At 36.3% G+C, this 22,165-nt stretch carries 12 protein-coding genes; 4 read left to right on the top strand and 8 right to left on the bottom strand.

The window, feature by feature from the left end; all coding sequences use genetic code 11:
• Positions 1-18: 18 nt before the first annotated feature.
• Positions 19-3,045 (bottom strand): tetratricopeptide repeat protein, encoded by a 3,027-nt coding sequence (locus tag ACXACQ_RS14905; protein WP_474976753.1) that lies wholly within the window; start codon positions 3,043-3,045, stop codon positions 19-21.
• Between the two features lie 156 nt (positions 3,046-3,201).
• On the bottom strand, positions 3,202-4,224 hold the full coding sequence (gene holA, locus ACXACQ_RS14900; protein WP_474976752.1) for a DNA polymerase III subunit delta: 1,023 nt from the start codon (positions 4,222-4,224) through the stop codon (positions 3,202-3,204).
• A gap of 241 nt (positions 4,225-4,465) precedes the next feature.
• Between holA and ACXACQ_RS14895 the strand changes: the two genes are divergently transcribed.
• Complete coding sequence (locus ACXACQ_RS14895; RefSeq protein WP_474976751.1) at positions 4,466-5,503, top strand: hypothetical protein; 1,038 nt, start codon at positions 4,466-4,468, stop codon at positions 5,501-5,503.
• 53 nt (positions 5,504-5,556) lie between these two features.
• Here ACXACQ_RS14895 and ACXACQ_RS14890 read toward each other — a convergent pair whose 3' ends face one another.
• Together ACXACQ_RS14890 and ACXACQ_RS14885 are read right to left on the bottom strand one after the other, a co-directional pair.
• A complete protein-coding gene (locus tag ACXACQ_RS14890; protein WP_474976750.1) occupies positions 5,557-6,117 on the bottom strand; it encodes a rhomboid family intramembrane serine protease in 561 nt (186 codons plus the stop codon).
• Positions 6,118-6,121: 4 nt separating this feature from the next.
• Complete coding sequence (locus ACXACQ_RS14885) at positions 6,122-6,598, bottom strand: hypothetical protein (protein WP_474976749.1); 477 nt, start codon at positions 6,596-6,598, stop codon at positions 6,122-6,124.
• A gap of 313 nt (positions 6,599-6,911) precedes the next feature.
• Between ACXACQ_RS14885 and ACXACQ_RS14880 the strand changes: the two genes are divergently transcribed.
• The 3 genes from ACXACQ_RS14880 (at position 6,912) to ACXACQ_RS14870 (ending at position 10,669) form a co-directional block, all read left to right on the top strand.
• Positions 6,912-8,273, top strand: coding sequence for a sigma-54-dependent transcriptional regulator (locus tag ACXACQ_RS14880; RefSeq protein ID WP_474976748.1), 1,362 nt, complete (start codon positions 6,912-6,914; stop codon positions 8,271-8,273).
• A gap of 20 nt (positions 8,274-8,293) precedes the next feature.
• Positions 8,294-10,216 carry an ATP-binding protein gene (locus tag ACXACQ_RS14875; protein WP_474976747.1) on the top strand — a complete coding sequence of 641 codons (1,923 nt, stop codon included), beginning with the start codon at positions 8,294-8,296 and terminating at the stop codon, positions 10,214-10,216.
• A gap of 123 nt (positions 10,217-10,339) precedes the next feature.
• A complete protein-coding gene (locus tag ACXACQ_RS14870) occupies positions 10,340-10,669 on the top strand; it encodes a hypothetical protein (RefSeq protein WP_474976746.1) in 330 nt (109 codons plus the stop codon).
• Between the two features lie 58 nt (positions 10,670-10,727).
• Here ACXACQ_RS14870 and ACXACQ_RS14865 read toward each other — a convergent pair whose 3' ends face one another.
• From ACXACQ_RS14865 to ACXACQ_RS14850, 4 genes are all read right to left on the bottom strand, one after another.
• Positions 10,728-16,607 (bottom strand): PKD domain-containing protein, encoded by a 5,880-nt coding sequence (locus ACXACQ_RS14865; RefSeq protein ID WP_474976745.1) that lies wholly within the window; start codon positions 16,605-16,607, stop codon positions 10,728-10,730.
• 105 nt (positions 16,608-16,712) lie between these two features.
• Positions 16,713-17,927, bottom strand: coding sequence for a hypothetical protein (locus ACXACQ_RS14860; RefSeq protein WP_474976744.1), 1,215 nt, complete (start codon positions 17,925-17,927; stop codon positions 16,713-16,715).
• Positions 17,924-18,994 (bottom strand): porin family protein, encoded by a 1,071-nt coding sequence (locus ACXACQ_RS14855; protein WP_474976743.1) that lies wholly within the window; start codon positions 18,992-18,994, stop codon positions 17,924-17,926. The genes ACXACQ_RS14860 and ACXACQ_RS14855 overlap by 4 nt, the downstream gene beginning before the upstream one ends.
• Positions 18,994-22,119, bottom strand: a complete 3,126-nt coding sequence (locus tag ACXACQ_RS14850) for a WD40 repeat domain-containing protein (protein ID WP_474976742.1) — start codon at positions 22,117-22,119, stop codon at positions 18,994-18,996. Before ACXACQ_RS14850 ends, ACXACQ_RS14855 begins: the two co-directional genes overlap by 1 nt.
• Between the last annotated feature and the right edge of the window lie 46 nt (positions 22,120-22,165).

Genomic DNA, 22,165 nt, shown 5'->3' with positions numbered 1-22,165 from the left:
TTTCTCTACTTCAATAAATTAGTTTTCTACCTCTTCCATGTCTACTGTTAAACTGTCTTGTGGCTGCTCAGCTTTTGCCTTTTTATCGGCATCTAGCTTATTGACCCTATCCAGCTTCTGCTTAGCTTCTTTTTTTACAGACTCAAGAGGAAAGTTCTCTATGATAGAATTAAGCGTACCCTTCGCTTGGAAATAATCGCCAAGAGCTACATAGTTATCAGCCAATAAAAGGTAAGACTTGCCTACCCAGCTTTCATACACATTGAAACTATTATTGAGTTCAATAAGCGCTTCTATAGATTGCTGGTAGCTTTTTGTCTCATAGAATATTTTACCTAACAAATACTGAGCTTCAGCTCCATTTTCATCCTTAGCAGTATTTAAAGTATTGATAAATTCATCTTTAGCAGTTTCATAATCTTTCTTAGCGTATGCTGCTTTACCTAAATATAATGATGCTTTATTTTGAGAACTGATATTAACATTACCTCTGTCTAATATTACCTGAGCATAGTGTGTAACAGAATCGTATTTGCCTAACAAATAATATGATTCCATAAGTCCTGACCATGCATAATACTGTTCCTTCTTGGTATTGGCCTCTCGCTCTAACTTATAGTAGAAGTAATTAGCGTTTTCATACCTTCCATTTCTAAATTCAATTTCGCCCACTCTGTTGAGCACTCTACTAAGCTGGTTGAATGAGCTCTTTGATAATAGCTGATTATAAATGTCTAATGCTTGATCAAACTTTGTCAATCTGTAGTATGATTCAGCCATATAGTACCTGGCCTCATCACTTCGGGCATTATCAGGGTAAGACTTGAGATAACTACTAAATGAAGTTATAGCTTTATTGTAATCTAAGTTGAAATATTGATTTTTAGCAGTTTCAAACTCTACTTTCTCTAAACCCTTCTCGTCAGGGTTGGCATTCTTGTACATCGCCAAATATTTATCAAACTCGCCTGACCTACTTTTTATATTAAGTACTTCTTGCAGTGGTAGTAGTACCTCTGATGCAATAGAATGCGTAGGGTATTTTTCAAGAATTTGTTCGTAATTATGGATTGATTTATCATAATCCTGTAAATTATAATAAGAAGAAGCACTTCTCATATATGCATAAGGCACATACTGGCTACTTGGTTTTTCTTTTATCAATTCTTCAAACTGAACTGCGGCTTTGTCAAAATGGCCGTTTTCAAAATTCAGTTGAGCTCTTTGAAACAAGGCATCATCGTAGTATCGGGAAGAAGGCTGGTTGTTAATAATATAATTATACTCACCTTCAGCACCTTTGGCATTATTTTCTAACCCCATAACTATCCCCGCCTGTAAGTGGGCATAGTCGTTATCCGCCTTATTGTATTGAATAGCTTTACTATAATAAGTAAGTGCATTATTGTAAGACTTGGTTACATAATAACAGTCGGCCAACCTTAGTAAAGCATCATCATAATACTCTTTATCATCGCTATATTCGAGTGCTTTTACATATTCTTTAAATTGGACTAATGCCTTAGGGTAATCTTTGGTATTATAAAATGCGTAGCCTAAACCATATCGGGCTTTTAACCCTGAAGATGAAGCTCTACCCTTACTATCATATACAATAGCTCCATAATATTTCATAGCTTCATCATATTTACGTGCTACTGAGTACGCTTCAGCTATCCATAAGTTGGCTTTGTAGGTATATTCATCATCAATTGGGTACTTCAATGATTTTTGAAAGGTATTAATAGATGCTCGATAATCACCTTTATTGAACTGCTCCGCTCCTTTTAGAAAAGTGGCTTTTTGATATACCTTTTTCATGGCGTAATTCACATTACGCATTTTTTCTATATGTTCAATGGCCAAATTATAATTATCAGAGTTTAAGTACACTTCAGATAACATATCATTTACCTCATCAATATGCTTACTTTCAGGATAAGTATGAATATAATCTTCAAAAGTCTCAATAGCTTCTGTAGACCTATCTAAATCAAAATTGATCTTTCCATACTGGTAAGCTCCCTCCTCTTTCAATGTTTTGCTGATATTATTCTTTCTCGAATTATCAAATGCTGTGAGAGCATATAACTTATTTCCCTCTTTTAAATAAAGAATACCCAAATAGTAAGAAGAGTAAATACCTATACTATCTCTGTCAGATGCTGACTGCTTTAAATTACTAATAGCCGTTTCATTATTGCCCGTTCTATAGTTAGCGTAACCTATTCTGTACCTAACATCTACAGACGGATTTTTAATTTTGTCGGTGTACTTATCGTAATACTCCGATGCCATTTTATAATTTTCCTTATTCAAATAAGCATCAGCAGTAAGCAAGTAAAAGTCTGTTTGTTGTACATTGGTACTAGACAAAATCGACTTACTATATTCAATTAATTCATCATAGCGCTTTTGCTTATAATAAACATTGGCAATCATACCCGGCACTACAGGTTTATAGGCATCGTTTTTCTCTGCTCTTCTTAAGTCTGTAACAGCCGCATCGTATTTCCCTTGCTCAAACTCTACATAACCAGCGTAGTAGCTAGATGCAGCCGCATATGGATTATCTTTTTTGAGGAGGTCAAAATAGCTCAATGCTTCTTTAAACTCCCTTTGAGAAAAATGAGAATAGCCCAATTTAAATTGAGTTTCTTTTCTTTGCTTCATATTCAAAGCTGATAGCCGTACCTTCGAGAGGTATTCTACAGCTTTTTTATGATTCCCCTGATTGAAATAAAAATTACCTAAATCATAATATGCTGTAATAGACTTAGGGTTATTAGGATTATTATCAATAAAATCCTCTACCAGTTTCTCCCCATCAGGATTATATAAACTCAAAGCACAAAAAGCTATGTAATAACGGGCGTCTTTTTTCTTGATGTTGTCATCTGCCACCTGCACATATTTCTCAAAACTCTCTCTGGCTGCAGTATAGTTTGACTTATCCAACAGCTCCAGCCCATCTCTATAGTAAACTTCAGCCTGATTTTGGTATAATGTATTTTGCCCCATTGCTACAGTACATAACAATAACATGGGTAGCATACAGTAGTATAATCGCATATATTTATATATCAATTTCGATGTATTACTTTATGGTAATTAATATCTATAACGAATAGGAAATAAAAAGTTATCAATCTCACCAAAACTATCTTTTATTGGCGAATATGATAGTTGAAATACACTCTCCTAGTGTAATAAACGGTAAACCAACTCTTTAAGTATTTGTCCTTCACTAACTGAAGCACTGCCCACTCCTTTAGAGTGTAGGTCAGCCTGTTTAATGTGGTTAATATTATCCACAATTTGTGTAACCGAATAATTTCTCAATGCCATCAGATAGTCCTTAACAAAATATGGACTTACCTTAAGTACAGAGGCCAGGTTTCTTTCTGACTTATCAGAAGTATGCATAGCCATTAAAAGCTTGCTATAAAAAGAGAAAAGCACTGCTATAATAGGGATAATTGGATTTTTCTTGGAGTTGGCTTCAAAATAATTAATAATTTGATTGGCCTTAACCACGTTTTTGGTAATTAGCGCCTTTTGAAGCTCAAAAACATTATAGTCTTTACTGATACCAACATATCGCTGAACAATGCTCTCATCTATTTGAACAGGCTCTTTATAATTGATTAAAATTTTGTCTACCTCATTGCTAAGTCGCTCCAAATCATTACCGATAGACTCCGCTAACATCTGTGTGGCCTTCGGATTGATTTTAAAACCTTTACCCTTTACATAAGTATCAACCCATGCTGGCACCTGATTATCATAAAGCTTTTTAGTAGTGAGCACCACAGCATGCTTTTCTATAAGCTTACCCAGCGCCTTTCTCTTGTCTAAGGTTTTATTTTTATAATTAAAAACAAGAATAGTAGACCCCACAGGATTTTTCAAATAGTCTATTAAAATCTTCTGGCCACCTTCCCTATTGATATCACTTATATTCTGAGCCTCTTTTACTATTACTACTTGCTTTTCCGACATCATCGGAAATCTTTTAGCATTCGTAAGTACCTCATTCATTTGCACATCACGTCCATACAGCACCATCTGATTGAAACCTTTTTCGGTTTCATTTAAAGCATTATCTTCTATATAATCAGATATTAAATCAATATAATAGGTCTCTTCTCCTTGTAAAAAATAAACTGGGGCATACTTTTTGCCCTTCAAATCTGCAAGAATACTTTCGGGTGTAATGGCCATAAAAAGACTTAAAAATTATTAACGAGACAAAATTAGCAGATTAGAATTTAATGACTAATTTCCCGTTCAGAAATATCCGGGCAATAAATTGTATAGGATCAATGTTTATTGATAATTTTAAAATTATATACTTTTTGACCCAACTTTTTGGTGGGTTACGTTGTCTTGTAAATACGCATTAAGTTTGGAACAATTTATGCTGAAAGAATTTTATCAACTAAAATTTATAAACAATTAGACTATGAAGAAAACGTTCAAACGATTCTTACTATTTTCTGCAATTGCAGGAAGTGCATTTTTAACAAGTTGTGATGACAACGATGAGATTACTCCAACTGACCCCATCGATGAGAACACTCCTATACTAGAGGTAATGGATAATGAATCTAATGATCCTTCAGTAAGTGTAAGTGGTAACGAAGGAGAAATAGAAGTGGCTGTACATTTCGTTTCTTCTGACAAAAGCATGAGAAGACTTTATATTTTAAGAAATATCAATGGTACTGGTGATGAAATCTTCAAATTAGAAGATTACTTAGCTGATTCAGTAGAAATTGATGCCAAAGGAGATGGTTCTATCGATATTAGCTCTAAGTACTCAGAAGAATTCACTTTTGCATTTGATTTACCTGTACCTAGTGAAGGTAGCGGTACTGTAGTTTATACTTTCTGGGCTACTAGCGGTAGAGGTGACTACAGAGATCAAGAGCAAAGATTATCAGCAGGTCCTGGTAAAATCACTTTAAACTATGGTGGTAATAACGGAACAGCTGATTTAGCTACTTACAGTACTACTATTTTGGCAGCTCCTCTTGCTGATGGTAGTTCTGAAACTTTTATCTCAGTCTTTAACGGTAAAAAATACAAAATTAGTGAAGGAACTGAATATGCTGCTTATTGGGATTTCGGTTATTACTGGTTAAGCAGTGATAAACACAGCTTTGCTTCCACCTCTACTTATCCTGAATTATTCGATAATGATAATAATGACGAAACTCCATTGGTAGGCATTGCTACATTAACTGGTACTCCTCAAGATGAATTAAATCACTTCTATTTCAAGGAAGTTGATGTAGATTTTGCGTCTGCCTCTAAATCAAGCGACCTAAATTCAATTAGCATATCATCATCTGACAATGAAACAATTAAAGGTTTAGCTGTAGACGATGTAATTGCATTTGTTGATGATTATGGTAAAAAAGGGTTAATTAAAGTTGTTTCGATTACAGACAAAGAATACACGTCAAAAATTTCAATTGAAATCAAAGTACAACCTTAATTTAGGTTGCACTGCATAAATAAAAAAAGGAAGTTCTTAAGAACTTCCTTTTTTTATGCCTTAGTATTTTTAAAATTATTAGCGGTTAATAAACCAACTATTGCCCCAGCTATGTGTGATTCAAAACTCACATTAGGATTACTAGGCAATAACCCATAAAACATACCTCCATAAATAAATATCACCACCACTGATATAAATATTGATTTAAAATCTCTTTTAAAGAAACCGTAAAACATTAGGAAAGAGGCAATGCCGTAAATTAAACCGCTGGCGCCAATATGATTAGCTTCTCTGGCAAATATCCACACCAAAATATTAGTAAAAAAATAACAGCTTAAAAACACCCTATAAGCAATACGATGGTAGTAGTAAAATAATACTATGCCTAAAAACAAAAGGGGAAATGTATTGGACATAATGTGCAAAAAGCTACCATGTAGCATGGGAGCTGTTGCAATTCCTATAAGGCCTTCAATAGTTCTAGGTTTTACCCCAAAAACACTTAAGCTATACCCGTAAAGGAAATCGAGCGTAAACACCACCCACATTATGCATAAAAATCTTAGGGGCACAATAGCACTCCCCAAGATTGTACGACCATTTTTTGTCATTCTACTAGGCCTGGTGATATATTATAGGGTCTTTAATCATATTCAGACCTATTAACTTAGACTCTTCATAACCGACTGCCATATAACCTAATAAACCGCCTGACGATTCGGCAATCTTCTTCGCCATATCTTTAATGCTTTCATAAAACTCCAATGCAAAATGCTTATCAAGCTTAGGTAATATGTCATTTACTTTAGTAAGCTCTTCAATAATCAAAGGATTTCTTTGCTCTGCATGCACTGGCAGTTTTTGGATCATTACTTTCATTTTATCCTCAAAGTCCTCTCCTACTATTTGAAAATAATCTAACAAGTCTACCCTTGCCTTATTTGTTTTGATTTTACTAAGGTTTACTGCCTCTTTTATTTCAGATTTATCAATTTCATCATCTGCTCCTGCAATTAATATCGAAACCAACAAAGGCACTTTCAACATTAATTCTTCTTCTTCAGGAGTTAGATCTTTAAATTCTTTCATCATAGTTAAGCCAATTTATTTTAAACAAATATTTTAAAAAACGCCATTGAGCAAATGCTCAATGGCCATCTGCTTTTAAAAATTAATCTCTTTAATATAAGTAACGTTTCGACTATGGGTTGGTTTTAAAATCTTCCATTTCCCAATAAATCCTAATTATTAATCAAAAATATATTCAATACCTTAGCCTGAAAGTAACCAATTAATAAGTGTTAATAAATAAGTATTGTAAAAAATCATCTGATTTGAGATGGTGAGTTTTCTTTGCAATAATTTACTTATATTAGATTTTATAAGAAACTAACCAAATAACTATATGTACGAACAGGAACCGATGAAAATATTCATTGTGGAGGATGATCCTGCTTATACTAAATTTTTACAATATGTTCTTGGATTAAACCCTGATTTTGAGGTAACTAGCTTCGAAACGGGTAAAGAATGTCTCGAAAACTTGTACCTAAAGCCTGACATTATAACGCTGGATTATACACTTCCAGATATGCCTGGTGAAAAAGTACTGAAAGAAATTAAGGGACATGATTCTAATATTCATGTGGTTATCATTTCTGCTCAAGAGAAAATAGGTACAGCCGTAGAACTATTAAAGCTAGGAGCATATGATTATATAACTAAAGATGAAGATACTAAAAACAGGCTGCTCAATACCATCAATAATGCGCGGCAAAATGTTTCTCTCATTAAGGAGATAGATCATCTTAAACAAGAAATATCCGAAAAGTACGAATTTGGCAAAAGCATTATAGGCAATAGTGGCCCCTTAAAAAAGGTATTTTCATTATTAGAAAAAGCCGTATCTACAAATATTACAGTATCTATTACAGGCGAAACAGGTACTGGTAAAGAACTAGTAGCCAAGGCCATTCATTACAATTCGAAGCGTAAAAAGAAGCAATTTGTTGCAGTTAACATTGCTGCTATTCCTAGTGAGTTAATGGAAAGCGAACTTTTTGGTCATGAGAAAGGTGCATTTACCGGAGCCAACACCAGGCGTATCGGTAAATTTGAAGAAGCTGAAGGAGGCACTATATTTCTGGATGAAATAGGTGAAATGGACCTTAGTCTACAAGCCAAGTTACTAAGAGTAATTCAGGAAAGAGAAGTCACCAGAATTGGGGGTAATGAGGTTATAAAGTTAGACATACGCCTAATAGTGGCTACGCACCGTGATCTGGCCGAAGAAGTGAAGAAAGGTAATTTCAGGGAAGATTTGTATTATAGACTATTGGGTTTACCAGTACATTTACCTCCTTTAAGAGACAGAGGTAAAGACGTAATAATTTTAGCCAAACACTTTTTAAAGACATTTTCAAAAGAAAATGGACTCCCAACACTGCAGTTAACCAATGAAGCTCAAGACAAATTATTAAATTATCCTTTTCCGGGTAATGTGCGGGAGCTCCGTTCCATTATAGAGTTGGCAGCTGTAATGGCAAACAATAATGAAGTGGCCCCTGAAGACATCAATTTTAATAGTATAAGCAAAGAAACCAATTTCTTGTTTGAAGAAATGACTCTTAAAGACTATACCTTTAAAATTATTCGTTATTACTTAGACAAATATGACAATAATGTGCTTCAGGTAGCGCAAAAACTAGACATAGGTAAATCTACCATATACCGATACTTGAAGGAAATGGAAGAAGAAGCTTTATAGATCAGTACGCTTTATAATTGATGGAGAATTTAAAACAGTATGTTAACAAAGGTGCCTTCTACAAAGCGGTTGTAGAAGATGGGTCAGATATAATTGTTATTGTAGATTATAAAGGTACCATCCTTTATCACAACCCTTCTGTGGAAGAGACCTTAGGGCATGCACCCGACAGCCTTTTAGGAAAAAAATTCTTCGAATATGTAGAGCCAGAGAGCCGAGAAGTTTTTAAACAAAAATTTAAAAACAGCATAAAAAAGCCATATGATGAAAATGTAGAATTCAGGTTTCTATGCAAAGATGGCTCTTATAAGTACTTAGAGTTTAACTCCATTAACCTAAAACATAAGGAAGGAATAGAAGGCTTAATATTGGACTGCCGTGATATTACTCAGCGAAAAAAAGATGCTGAGGAGCTATTACGAGCACAAAAGGCAAAGGAACAGTTTCTTGCCAATATGAGCCACGAGATACGCACCCCTATCAATGGCATCGCTGGTATGGTCAATCTTCTTTTTGAGGCAACCAGTGAAGAGGATAGAATTAAATACCTTGGTGCCATCAAAAACTCAGCTGATAATTTAAAAGTTATTATCAACGATATATTAGACTTATCAGTAATAGAATCTGGCAAGCTAAAGTTTGAAAAGATTGGATTTAACATCAAGTATCAGCTAAAGGCAGTGGTAGACACCTTTCTGTTTCAATCTCAGGAAAAGGGTATAGACCTTAACTATTCTATTACTAAGGAGGCCGACTCTATATTATTAGGGGACCCGGTAAGGCTGAATCAGATATTGATTAACCTGATCAGTAATGCAGTGAAATTTACTCATATTGGAGAAATCAACATTAAGGTTTCACTCATAAAAACAGAGGGTAAAAAACGTCATATACAGTTTATTGTTGAAGACACTGGTGTAGGCATACCACAAGAGAAAATTCACCATATATTTGAAAGCTTCACTCAAGCCGATGAAAGTGTAACCAGAAGGTATGGCGGCACTGGCTTAGGCTTATCTATTGTAAAGCAATTAGTAGAGTTACAAAGCGGTATTATAAGAGTTGAAAGTAAAGAAAACAAAGGCACTTCTTTCATTTTTACTATTCCATATATTTCGGGTAAGGTAGAGGATTTAGTGCAGCCATCTACCACTAAAGCCACCCCAAAACACTCTTTTAATGGATTAAAAATATTATTGGTTGAAGACAATGACATCAACAGACTATATGCACACAACATATTAAAAAAATGGGAATGTGATATAGACAGTGCTGAAAATGGGTATATAGCTTTAGAGAAACTACGAAGCAATTGGTATGACATTGTGCTAATGGATATTCAAATGCCAATTATGGATGGATACGAAGCTACCAAAAGTATCAGAAGCACTCTGCCTGAGAATAAACGTAACATCCCTATTATTGCGCTTACTGCCAATGCCATTAAAGGCGATAATGAAAAGTGCATTCAAATAGGAATGAATGACTACCTTCCTAAACCTTTTCAACCAGAAGATTTATTCAAGGTGATAAACAATTTTGCGAAGAGAGTTGACGCTTTAAATCTAAAAAACCAACAAAAAACATTACCGGCTAAATTTACCGACCTCACCTACTTAAGAAACGTCTGCAACAATGATAAAGTCTTTATAAAAGACATGATAGAAACTTTTCTTGAAAATACCCCGCAGGCCATCAATGAAATGCAAAAGTGGATCAACAAAGCCGATTGGCATAAAGTAGGTTCATTAGCACATAAAATAAAGCCTTCATTTACCTTTATGGGTATCGAAAGTCTGAAAGAACTTATCAAAAAAATAGAGACTTACGGCAAAGAAAATCAGAACACAGACAAGATCCCTTCACTCGTTAATACACTGGCAGAAACATGCCAAAAAGCATACAAAGAACTACAAAAAACCATTGAACAAGAACTAGATTAAGTCTCCAAATTGGTACTGAATCCCACTATGGGAATTGTTATTTTCGCTAAATCAACGTAATTAGCCGATAATTAGCATTTTAGCAAATGGCATGCAATTGGAATAACCTTACACAGAACAGATTTGAAGGTTATGGAGCATGGAAACGAAACACTATTTTTAATCAATTCAAGTAGATACGATTCTACATTTTTAGCTCTTGTATTGGAAAAAATTCTTCATAGAAAAGTTTTTAACTTCTTCTCTATGGATGAAACCACATTGTATTCCAATCTTAATCCAACAATTTTAATACACGATTCTGATTTGCAACTACCAGATATTTATAAAAACGGTTTACGTGAAATTAACCTCAAAGCATATCTGGACTCTCAGAAGGTACAGCAAACGTCAATTTTAAATGAAGATGAAGCCTATGATTTGGCTATAAAGATAAAAGAGTGGATTAATTAGTTTTAGTTTAGGTGTAGGTTGTTGTTTATTATAGCAGGGTATTAATTGCCCTGCTTTTTTATTGAGCCCCTAATATGGTGATTTTATGGTATGCGACTCCGCTATTACCCGAAGATATAATAATATAATAGATGCCCGGAGATAAACTCCCTAAATCAATCTTTTGGATACCATCATGAAAATCCAGCACACCCTCTTGCAATTCTACCCCAGTCTGGCTAATTACTTTCCAGAGACCAGAACTAAGGGGACTAGTATTTTTCTTTAAATATACCTCGCCCGTGGTAGGGTTAGGGTAAATACTTATATCTTTCATTTTACCGCCTTTAGTACTCACTCCTGTGACAGTGCCCGATTCTTTCCTTGGTGCTTCAGTAACAGCAGTGGCGTACACTTCTCTGGTTATAACATCTTGAACGAAAGCTATAAAATATAAATCGTCAGGATTATAAATAGGTACATTAATGTCAAATGATCCTGTAAGAGTTTGAGAAGTGCCATTAGTCCAATCTACATTAAGGACCTTACCTTCACCTCCAAAAACTAATTTCTTCAAAACATTATAATAAGAATTACCTTCACTTAACACTTCTTTCTCTACCACTGCTAAATTTACGATAACATCGGCATCAAGAGATTGAGTTGCCTGTATGGTTAATTGTGCTGATAAATTATTAATACCTGTAGAAAGTGGGGTAATTGATATGTCAAACACTGAAGGGATCAAGGCTCTTTTATCAATTAAATCTATATTAATATCGAATGGATTTCCATTGAACTGATTCCCGTCCAAAACTGCTTGTGGCGCCTGAGACACTCCATAAAATAATGATCTACTACTTGGATCTCCATCATTATCAGCATTTAAAGGATCTAATCCCGAATCATTGATGTGATATTCAATTCTAACAAAATCATTAGGATCAGCCTCGGATTGATTAGCCAAAGTCTTTAAATATTCCACAGATTGATTACTGATATTGATGTGGCTATCCACAAAATGCTCTAATAATACTTTCCTAGATTTTTCTCCTATATAGATGTTATCAAAAGCGAAACCATTTGAAGAATCTAATGGCGAAGCGTTACTAGAAAAAGCAAATCGTAGCCTTATGAAATCTCTTTCGTCCGATGGTATTTTGTCTAAACTAAAACCTGCTTTTACCCAACTTTCAGTATCTCCTGTCCAACCTTTATCGCCAATATTAAAATCTGCTGTAGCGTTATTTTCGCCTGAATCTCCAGGACTACTAGTTATACCTTGGTAATTATACCAGTTGATACCTTCATTAAGGTCACCTATATTAATCCAAGAAATACCACCATTAGATGAATATTGTAGTACCGCACCATCTATCCCTTCTTTAGAGTTAACCCAAATATCCATGCTAATCATAGGTCTGTCTAAGTTAGAAAGGTCCAAACACGGCCCATTTAAATAAGAATCTTCATCTTGATAATACCTACCATTATTACCTCCTGTCCACCATGCATTATTGCCTTCATCTTTAATAACACTACCATTTGGCTCACCATATATCCAAGATATTGCATCACTTTTATCATCAGTGCTACTGGCAGCCCAACCACCGCTATTTTGTTCGAAATCTTCAAAATATGCAGAATCACTAACTGGGGTAAGTGTATTAAATGGTAGAATAAAAATATCCTGCTCTATATTGCTTTCACATCCATCATTAGTACTTACGGTTAACCTTACAGTATAACTTCCTATGGTTTCGTACTCATGAGAGGGGTTTTCAAAGGATCCAAAAGTATTATCTCCATGTGTGCCGGATGGTATTTGCTCTCCAGCTGATCCGCTCACCTCCTGCCCATCACCAAACTCCCACCTGTAGGTATCAATGGAGCTAATATCTCCAGGATCAGATCGATCTAAGAATTCAGTCGCCTCCCCATTACATATGGCAGACCAACCAAAATCAACTTCGGGCACTTCACCCACCCTCACCACTTGGGTGGCCACACCCCTACATCCCTGATCAGTTTTTACCTCAAGCGACACGGTATATATTCCTGAAGCATCATAATAGTGCTTTGGGTCTGTCTCATTACTCCCATTACCATCATCAAAATCCCAACTCCAGCCATCAATGTCAGTTTGAAAAGGTGTAGTTGCTACAGATGAATTGTCCGTGAAAGCTATTGAATCTTCAATACATGAATTTTCTACTAATATATCTGCTAATGGTGCCGCAAGTACTTTTAGTGTTTTTTCCTGTACATTAGTAACCATATCGGAATTAACATAGGTATACCTGATGGTATAATTTCCGGAAGATAAATCAGATGTTTCTATATAATAATAGCCTCCCACTTGAGCTATTACCTCTGCTTTTTCTATACAGGTAAAAGTTGTTCCATCCATTCCTGATGCTACTGAAGGTATACCATAAAGTCGTATAAGGCCGCTCTCAGAACACACAGGCTCCCAGCTGCCGGTAGAACTGATTCCAAAGTTGATATCAGTGGCTGGATTTACTATAACTTCTACCGTATCGCTATTAGTACATCCAAAATTATTGGTATACCTATAGACTATATTATTAGGAACACCATTCCCTACATTTGCATTACTAGGATAGAAAAAACCATTGCTAACACCTGGCCCACTATAATCATACGTGCCGTTGGTAGATGGATAACCTTTTAGCTCTACCGCATCATCATTTTCGGCATACACCGAATTAAGATTGGCTAATTGAACTTCTGGTAATTCATGAATAGTAATTACCACCTCATCTGATGTTATGCCACACGGTCCTGCGCCATCCGGATCATTAGTGGTTAATACCAACATTGCCTTCCCTCTTAATATTTCATTATTAGATGGAATGTATGCACTATTAGGATTATTTACATCACTGAAATTACCCTCACCACCACTCCATGTTACACTTGAGGTTGATCCCTCTAAAGTACCATTCAATATTATTTCATCTCCCTCACAAACTTCAATATCACTACCTGCATCAACTAATGCTGCTGGATTTACAGTAATCACAATATCTTCATAATCTGGCATACACGGCCCTGCTAGGTCTGAATCATTAGTGGTTAACCTAAAAGTTAAACTACCATTTTCCCCTTCAGCAGGAATATATGAGGCATTAATAACATTTCCATCTTCCAAAGAGCTACTACTCATGGTTCCACTACCCCCTGATATTAAAGACCAATATCCATAAGTAGCTCCTCCTCCTATTTGTCCTGTCAAAGAAATCATATCTCCTTCACAATAAATTCTTCTATTGCCACTTAAATTATCCACCACTGGTGGGTTGGTGAAATTCACGCTAAGCTCATCTGCATCAGAGCAGCTACCATTAGTCTCTGTCCAGCGAAACACATAATTATCATAACCGACCACTTCAACTGTAGTAACCGGAGCATTAGGGTCGCTAAATGTTACATTACCAATGCCAGCAACTTTAGACCAAGTTCCAGTAGAGCCGGAAACACTACGCATGGCCCTCAACAAAAAGGTTAAGCCGCAAGTAGCTCCATCAGCACCTGCATTAGCCGATGGTACTTGTAAAAAATCTACAATAATATCATCTGTAGATGAACAGCTGCCATTAGTTTCGGTAATTGTAAAAGTATAAGTACCGTAAGAGGTGCTTCTAACCTGTGGGTTAAAAGTATTTTGATTACTAAATATTATATCTGCCGCATTACCAGAGGAGACAGACCAACTTACAGTGCTCCCTGCCACACTTTGTACACCTGAGAGTGCCCCCATAAGGCCACATACCTCCAAACTAGCCGCCCCTGCATTTGCCATTGGCTCTTCTTGAAAATCTATAACCACCTCATCGCTAGCTGTGCATCCTCCATTCTCAACCATTAACTGGAAGGTATATACTCCAGGTAAGTTTACATCTACATCGGTTATGCTTTCTGATGGATCTGCAAATGAACTAACTCCAGGTCCATCAATTTGGCTCCATAGGCCTGTACCATTATCAATTACGCCTTTCAATAAATATGGAGAAAACCTTCCATATCCACATACCTCTGCATCTGCACCTGCTTCAACTTCAGGCTGCACTCTAAAGGTAACTTCAATATCATCATAGCTAACACATGAGCCATTAGTTTCTGTAAGCCTCAATGTATAAATACCTTGTTGAGTTGAAGATACTATGGCATTAAACAAATTAGCATTGTTAAAAGTAATATCAGCAGCATCACCTGCCACCACTGACCATGAAGCTAAACTACCTGGCTGACTTTGCAGACCTGATAATTGATATTGTAAATCACAAACTTCTACTGATGAATTACCCGCATCGGCCGTAGTTGGGTTATAATAAGTTACCGACACTTCATCATAAGCAGTACAGCCCGCATTGCTTTCTGTGAACCGGTAAACATACGTACCATAACTACTTACTGCTACATCAGTAGTAGCTGATGATGAGGCACTAAAGCTACTTACTCCTCCTGATGTACTGCTGACCTGAGTCCAAATCCCTGAACCCACACTGGGCAGGGCACTCAAAGTGGTAGCCAAACCACATGCCTCTATATCCGTGCCTGCGTTAGGCGCAGGAACCTCATTAAAAGTAATGGTTATATTATCCGTATCATCACATGAAGCATTTGTTTCTGTAAACGAAAGAGAATATGTATCATAAGCAGCGCTAGTAAGTGAAGTAATAAAGCTAGATGAATTAGTAAACGATACATCAGCTGCATTAGCACTTATCACACTCCATGCGGCAGAACTACCCGCTACACTCTGGATTGCATTGATATTATACTGTTGCCCACATACATTGATATTAGTGCTCGATTCGTTAATATTAGCAGTAGGTGTTTCTTTAAATCTTATTTCTACATCATTATAATCGCTGCATATACCGTTGGTTTCTGTCCACCTAAAAACATAGTCGCCATATTTAGATACTGTCACATCAGTAATGGCATTAGTATTATTTGAAAAGCTCGCAGTTCCACCGGTAGAACTGTTTTGCAAGGCCCAACTGCCCGTACCTGCACTTGAGGTTGCATTTAAACTAAATACTAAATCACAAACCTCATCATCTACACCCGCCACAGCAGAAGGTTGTTCGTATACCGTTACCATTTTTGATGTTGCACATGGTACAAAGGCTACATAATCATTTGATGCAGACCATTGTTGATTATTTCTACCAGACACTACATAAGAATTGCTGGCATCAGAATTTTCGATACCTTGAGTACTTTTTTCAGTAATTGAACTATTTTGAGAAGTATGAATCTCAATTAAATTACTGTTTTCATATAATTTTAACTGTACAGAAACAGTTAATATTGATCCATAACGTTGTACATTATCATAACTGAGCACAAATACCCTATTGGGAGCTATGCCTGTAGTCTTGTATTGGATTTTATCGCTTAAAGTCGCACTTGGGTCAAGGTTACTCCTGACCATCGCAATTAAATTATTTGGCAAATCATTAGAAGGAATACTCAGGTCTTGATATGCCCCTTCTACGTAATTGTTAAAAGATATGCTACCATTTGATGACACATATATTTCTGAAAATGTATTGCCAAAAAATGAGAATGGGAAACCTAAATTAACAGCTGAAGAGAGTTGATCATCAGTGTCCTGTAATAATCCACCTCCATATATTACCGAATTCCAGCCAGCTGTTGTATTGTCCCAACTAAAACTGCCCGTTTGATCAATGGAATAATAGTTAGTATTATAATAATTTATCTGAAAACTTCCTGCACCTGCGGCCGAAGGACTAAACATGTTGCCACTTACACCTGCACCAGAAAAATACCCTCCACTACCAAACTCGCTGAGCTCAACATCTGCATCAGAAGAACAATAGCTTGAATTCAATCCGTAAAAACCGCACTGACCATAAGCCATGATAGGTATTAGAAAAATAAGCAGTAAAGATAGCTTCACAAAAAATATGGTTGAAACACGAAGGTTCATTTATAGAATCCGAAGTTAAACTTCAAAATATAACAAATTTTAATCATATATACGATGCACCTCATATATTATTAATCAATACTTTAACTCTCCGGAAGGTGTCACTTTTGCCAATAGTATTTTGGTTTGACTTTGGAGATTGATAGTACCGAGCACCATTATGGAACCGTCTTCTAACACCTGAATATCAGCAGCTACATCAGCCTCCAGCCCTCCAAAATTCTGTATCCATCTGTCATTACCTTCACCATCCACCTTTAGCAACACTAAATTAGAGTCGGCAGATGCAGATTCGGCTAGTACAATAAAATTACCATCATTTCCTTCTGCTAATTTAACCCCTCCTAAATTTCTATTATCTAATATAACTTTAGAAGTTATTTGCACACCATTGCTTAATAGCCTAGTAAAAAACAAATGCGAACTGGTACCATTTACATTGGTTCCCAATAATACCACATCACCGCTTTGCGTCATGATAACATCATTTGCCTCATCTTGATTAGCCGTACCAAACAACCTCAAAACAGGGTTAGAAAGAGGTAATCCTCCCTGCGATGCAGCGAACAAAAAGCTGTTATTATTTTTTAGCTCTGTATTGGCATTAGCCGGCCTATCTGTAGTGCCATAAAACCAAAAAGATGTTGCATTTCGCTCTATAATCTTCACTCCCTGATCTACTCCCGGAAAACCATAAATTTTACGCCAATCCGCTGAAGGGTATAATTCTAAATTATTTGTGATTTTAATGGAAAAGATATCAGACTTATCGGTATCAGCATTATAGCCGGGTTTATTCGTGTCTACCTCGGTAGAAGAACCCATTATAATAAAATCACCATTATCCAAAGGTGTCAGACTCACTGCAGATTCAGAAAATGCTGTACTACCGTAAACAAGGCTATCTAGTTTATTGGCTTGAGCATCTAACCGGTAAATAATGATATCTGACTGACCATTATTAATATAGTTGGCTACCACTGTAATAAGCCCTTCTGCATCTACTGAAAAATCCACTGAAGTCATGGTTTCGGTGCCTTCTAGAGTCTTCTCCCAGAGTTGATTACCCTTTAGGTCTGACCTCAACAAAAATAAATGAGATACATCCTCTACAATAGTATTTCCCAAGCAATAAAATCCATTCTCAGTCACTTCAAGAGCCACACCTTGTTGACTTCCCTCGCCACCATAGTATTTTACAAAATAGTCTTCAAAGTGCTCATCACTATTTTCACATGCAAATAGCCATAAGGTCAAAAAGACTGTAATAATTAAATTATACTTGATCATTTAATGCCTAGTAAATTTTTCAAAAAGCCTTCGTTCTCTCCTATTCGTCTTGGCTTATAGAGAGGCTTTATTATGCCTATAGAAATAGCTACATTATTCATGAGCTTATCATCATCTACATAGGCATATTTATACAACAAAATATCATTAGTATACTGGCTACTTTGCCTTATTTGATTACTAAGACCCAAGGAGTATCTTACATCTACAAAGAGATAATTGTATCCAATTTTGTATGTACTCCCCAGCCCTAAAAGCAAATTACTTCTCCAATCTTTCCGTTGATCGCCCAGACTAAACTCAGGTCCAGTAACAGAAAACTCAGAAAAATCTCCCTCTCTATCCACTAATTTCATCTTTCCCATACTGGTGATCAACCTATCTACCTCAATGCCCAATAAAGCGTATGGAGAAAATCTCTTAACATTTAAAGTATATTTCACATAAAGTGGCAAGGATAAAGAAGTTTGATGCTCTTCAAGATCTTGATAATCAATGTTAAAAATAACATTACTATAAATGAATTTTCTAAAATGAAATACTAATTCTGCTCCTAAACTCCATTTATTGCTAATATTGTACTCACCTCCAAGCCCAAATTGAAAACCTAACTTAGATCTATAAGATTCATCATTAGTCTGAGCATTATCTACACCATAATCATTAAATGCATTTATATATGTATTGTTAACACCGGCTCTGGCATGCAGTGTAAATATGGGATCAGTAATGAATTTTTCACTTAAGTAAATAACATCAATGGGATCATTTTCTTTATCGATCTGAAAACCCGGATCCAGTTTCAGTAATTGCAAATAACTATCTTCAGCCTGCTGAGGTCTATCCGTATATAAGTAGGCTTGTACCAATAGCCAATAAACTTCTCGCTTTTGATCTCTATTAAAACCGCTTTCTAAACAAGGATAGGCCAAGGTAGGTAAATTATAGAAATGCCCCGCTTCAAATTCAGTCCTTACGGTGGTTAAAGTCTCAGTGCATGACTGAGCCATGACATGCGCTGAGCAAATCATTAATGTACAAATAAGTATATATGAAATCTTACTCATTAATACCCCTTTAATAAATTTTCTATACAAGTTGTTTCAATAGGTATATCATGCCCAACATATTTTATCCATTCATCATCTGTCATGTTTCTTCCTAAGGCTTCACACATCTGCCCTGCTAAAATGCTCGGCTTGGTTGGCCAAATGCGTAAGTTACCATTTGCACAGGCTGCTATCAGGTATTCTCCTGAAGGGTTAAATTTCACATCCCATACATATACCTCATTACCTGCCATATCAATGGGCAATTCATCAAACTTAGATGTTACCCACAAATGTATTGATTTATCTAAACTAGACGATGCCAGTAATTCTCCTGTTTTATCAAATTCTAATGCCGTTATTCTGGCTTTATTTACACTGAACTCCCGCAGGGCTGTATATGACTCTGCTTTCAATATTCTAATAACACCGCTCTCCTTTCCAACAGCCAAATTGCCATTTTTCGGATTGAAATTAATAGCATGAACCGGATCATTATCTGCCTCCGCAATGGTTCTTATCTTCTTAGAAACTAAGTCTATTAATAGTACTTTTCCACTTCGCGTACCAACAGCCAACTTATTACGTTCCTTTGCTAGACTCATAACCAACACTGGCTCGTCTAATGTTAAGAATTCTTCACTACTCAAAGTTTTAATCGAGTTTAATCTAAGTGTAGCATCATTGCTTGCTGAAATAAAAGTAGCATCACTGATGAAGACAAAATCATTGATAAAACTCAAATGCCCGTCAATTTGCATTAATTTTTCTGGAGATTTTAGGTTAAATACATTAACCTTCACAGAGTCACTTCCACTAATCAAATAATGGTCATCAGGGCTAATGGCCAGCACCCTGTTTGGAAATGGATGAGAATTTATAACATGCGTACCCGCTTGTGAAAACAACGCTGACTCTACAATTTTACCCTCACTACCTGTGCTGAAGAATGTATTGTCTCCATGCTTAAAAACTACAGATTTTATAGAATTACGCTGCAGACCACTGATAGCATTATAAGTCTTTCCATTAATTTGCTTAAGAGCAGAATATAAACCATTGTAGATATAAGGGTCATAAATCCTCCCTCCATATTCTTTATTAAAAATAAATGCCTGCTGAGCCAACAACCCCTTTAAGTTGTTTTCTTCTATACTCAGTGATTTTACAGCCATTGATTGTGCTATGGACAAGTATAACAACTTCTGAGCCCTAGTATAATTCGTCTCCGCCCTCTGAAACTCCAACTCAGCTTTCTGCCTCGAGTCCTGAGCCATATGCCGCTCACTTTCGGCTATTTTCTTTTGTTGTTGTGCTATCTCAAATTGTTCCTGAGCGTAATTTCGCTGCTCTTCAGCCTCATAAAGTGCTCTTCTAACTCGCTCTTCAGCTTTTCTTGCAAACAAAGCCTGCTTAGTAGCTTCTAGCCTCAGGTCGTTAGCTTCTTTTTCATTAGCAATAGCAATATCTCTCTGTATACTGGCCTCTTTTTCGCTAAACATGGCCAAATCTCTTTGCTTATTGGCCTCAATATTTCTGGTAATACCAAATACAAAAAGAAAAATAGACACTACAGCCGCACAAGCAAAAAAGACAGCCACCATTCTGGTTCGCTTCAACAACTTCTTCTGAAGCATATCCTGATTACGCTGCTCTGCTTCATACGTTATCCTACTAGTATCAAGAAAAACAATAGCACGTTCAAAAGCCTCATCATACCTTTGCGCCCAGGCTCTTGTAGGCAACTGCTTGCCTTGCCAATTTAAAGCCAATTGCAAGTCAGGGGGACGCCACAAACCTGTTTTCCCCACTTGATACATGGCTGCAGCCTCAGAAAGTCTTCTATACATCTGTGCAGACTCATGCTCTTCATCTACCCATGCCTTTAAACGGGTCCAGATTCGCATGAGACTTTCGTGCGATATTTCTATAATGGAATCTTCACTCAAATCTACGTGCGAGGGAGGCATCAAAAATGAACGCCCCGGTTTTCTAAATTTCTCTACTACCTCCACTACTTCATTAAAGTGAGCTCCAGTTAACTCTACTACCAACCCCAGTTTTACAGCTCTCCTAATACCAAAATTATCATTTATCTTTTCGGTAAGACTCTTAAACAAAACCTCTGCAATGCTTTTCTCCGTTGGTGATAACGTATCATAAGCTTCATCGGCATGCTGGGATAAGGCTTGGGAAATTCTTCCTATAGCATTGTAATGCCTAATGTCAATCGGTTCATTTTCTTCCCTTGTTTGCACCCAGTAATCCCAAGTACGCATAAGAGCATGTTGAAGAATGGGCAACTGATCCTGATTATCACCTATTTCATTTAATAATCTTTTGGTCAAACGATTCGATATCTCTCCTCCTCCTACAGCTATAGGACCTTCTATGGCCAATCGCTTTTGTTCTCTACTCATCTGAGGCACCAAGTAATTACTTTGGTTTATCATTTGAGTAAGGCCGGGAAATGCAGAACACTGACCAACAAAATCAGAACGCATAGAAATAGATACATATGCATCTACATTGGTATTTCTACAGGCTTCTAAAAGCAACGTAACATAAATTTTAGCCTCCTCTTCCGCCTGCTCACCCCCTTCACTCATATATCGGAATAGCTCTTCAAACTGATCTATAAATATGAGTGTATTTTGCTTAGATCTATTTTTAATAGTTTCAGTAAGCGTTATTAAGGACTCTGTATCGCCCTTTAGCATTGAGCTAATTATAGATATATTTAATTTTTCTTCTGACTTAGTAATATGGTCATCAGTATTAGTAACATTAAATATAGCCTGAGCCAAATTTTTTAATGGACTCATGCCTGGCCTGGCAATTATCACATTCCAAGCTGAAGCTTTACCAGGCATAAAGCCTCCATATAAAGAAGGTATAAGACCGCAGTATATTAATGATGATTTACCACTACCAGAATAACCTATTACAGTAACAAAATGATTAGAAGCAAGCTTAACGAGTATTTCGTCAACCTGATTTTCTCTTCCAAAATATAGATGTGATTCATTAAGTCCGAAAGGCCTTAATCCTGGAAATGGGTTAGTAAAAACCAAGTCTCCTTGAATGCTATTGCTACCCAACTTACCATCGTGATCCTCAAGCTTAGTATCGTAATTTAGCATTCGTTAACTGCAGTAAAAAAATTTATATAGAACAGTAGAGTAAAGA

Source organism: Fulvivirga sp. AWR4_260 (assembly GCF_056158185.1).
The sequence above is the reverse complement of the archived record's forward strand: the minus strand, read 5'-3'. Positions and strand labels throughout refer to the sequence as shown.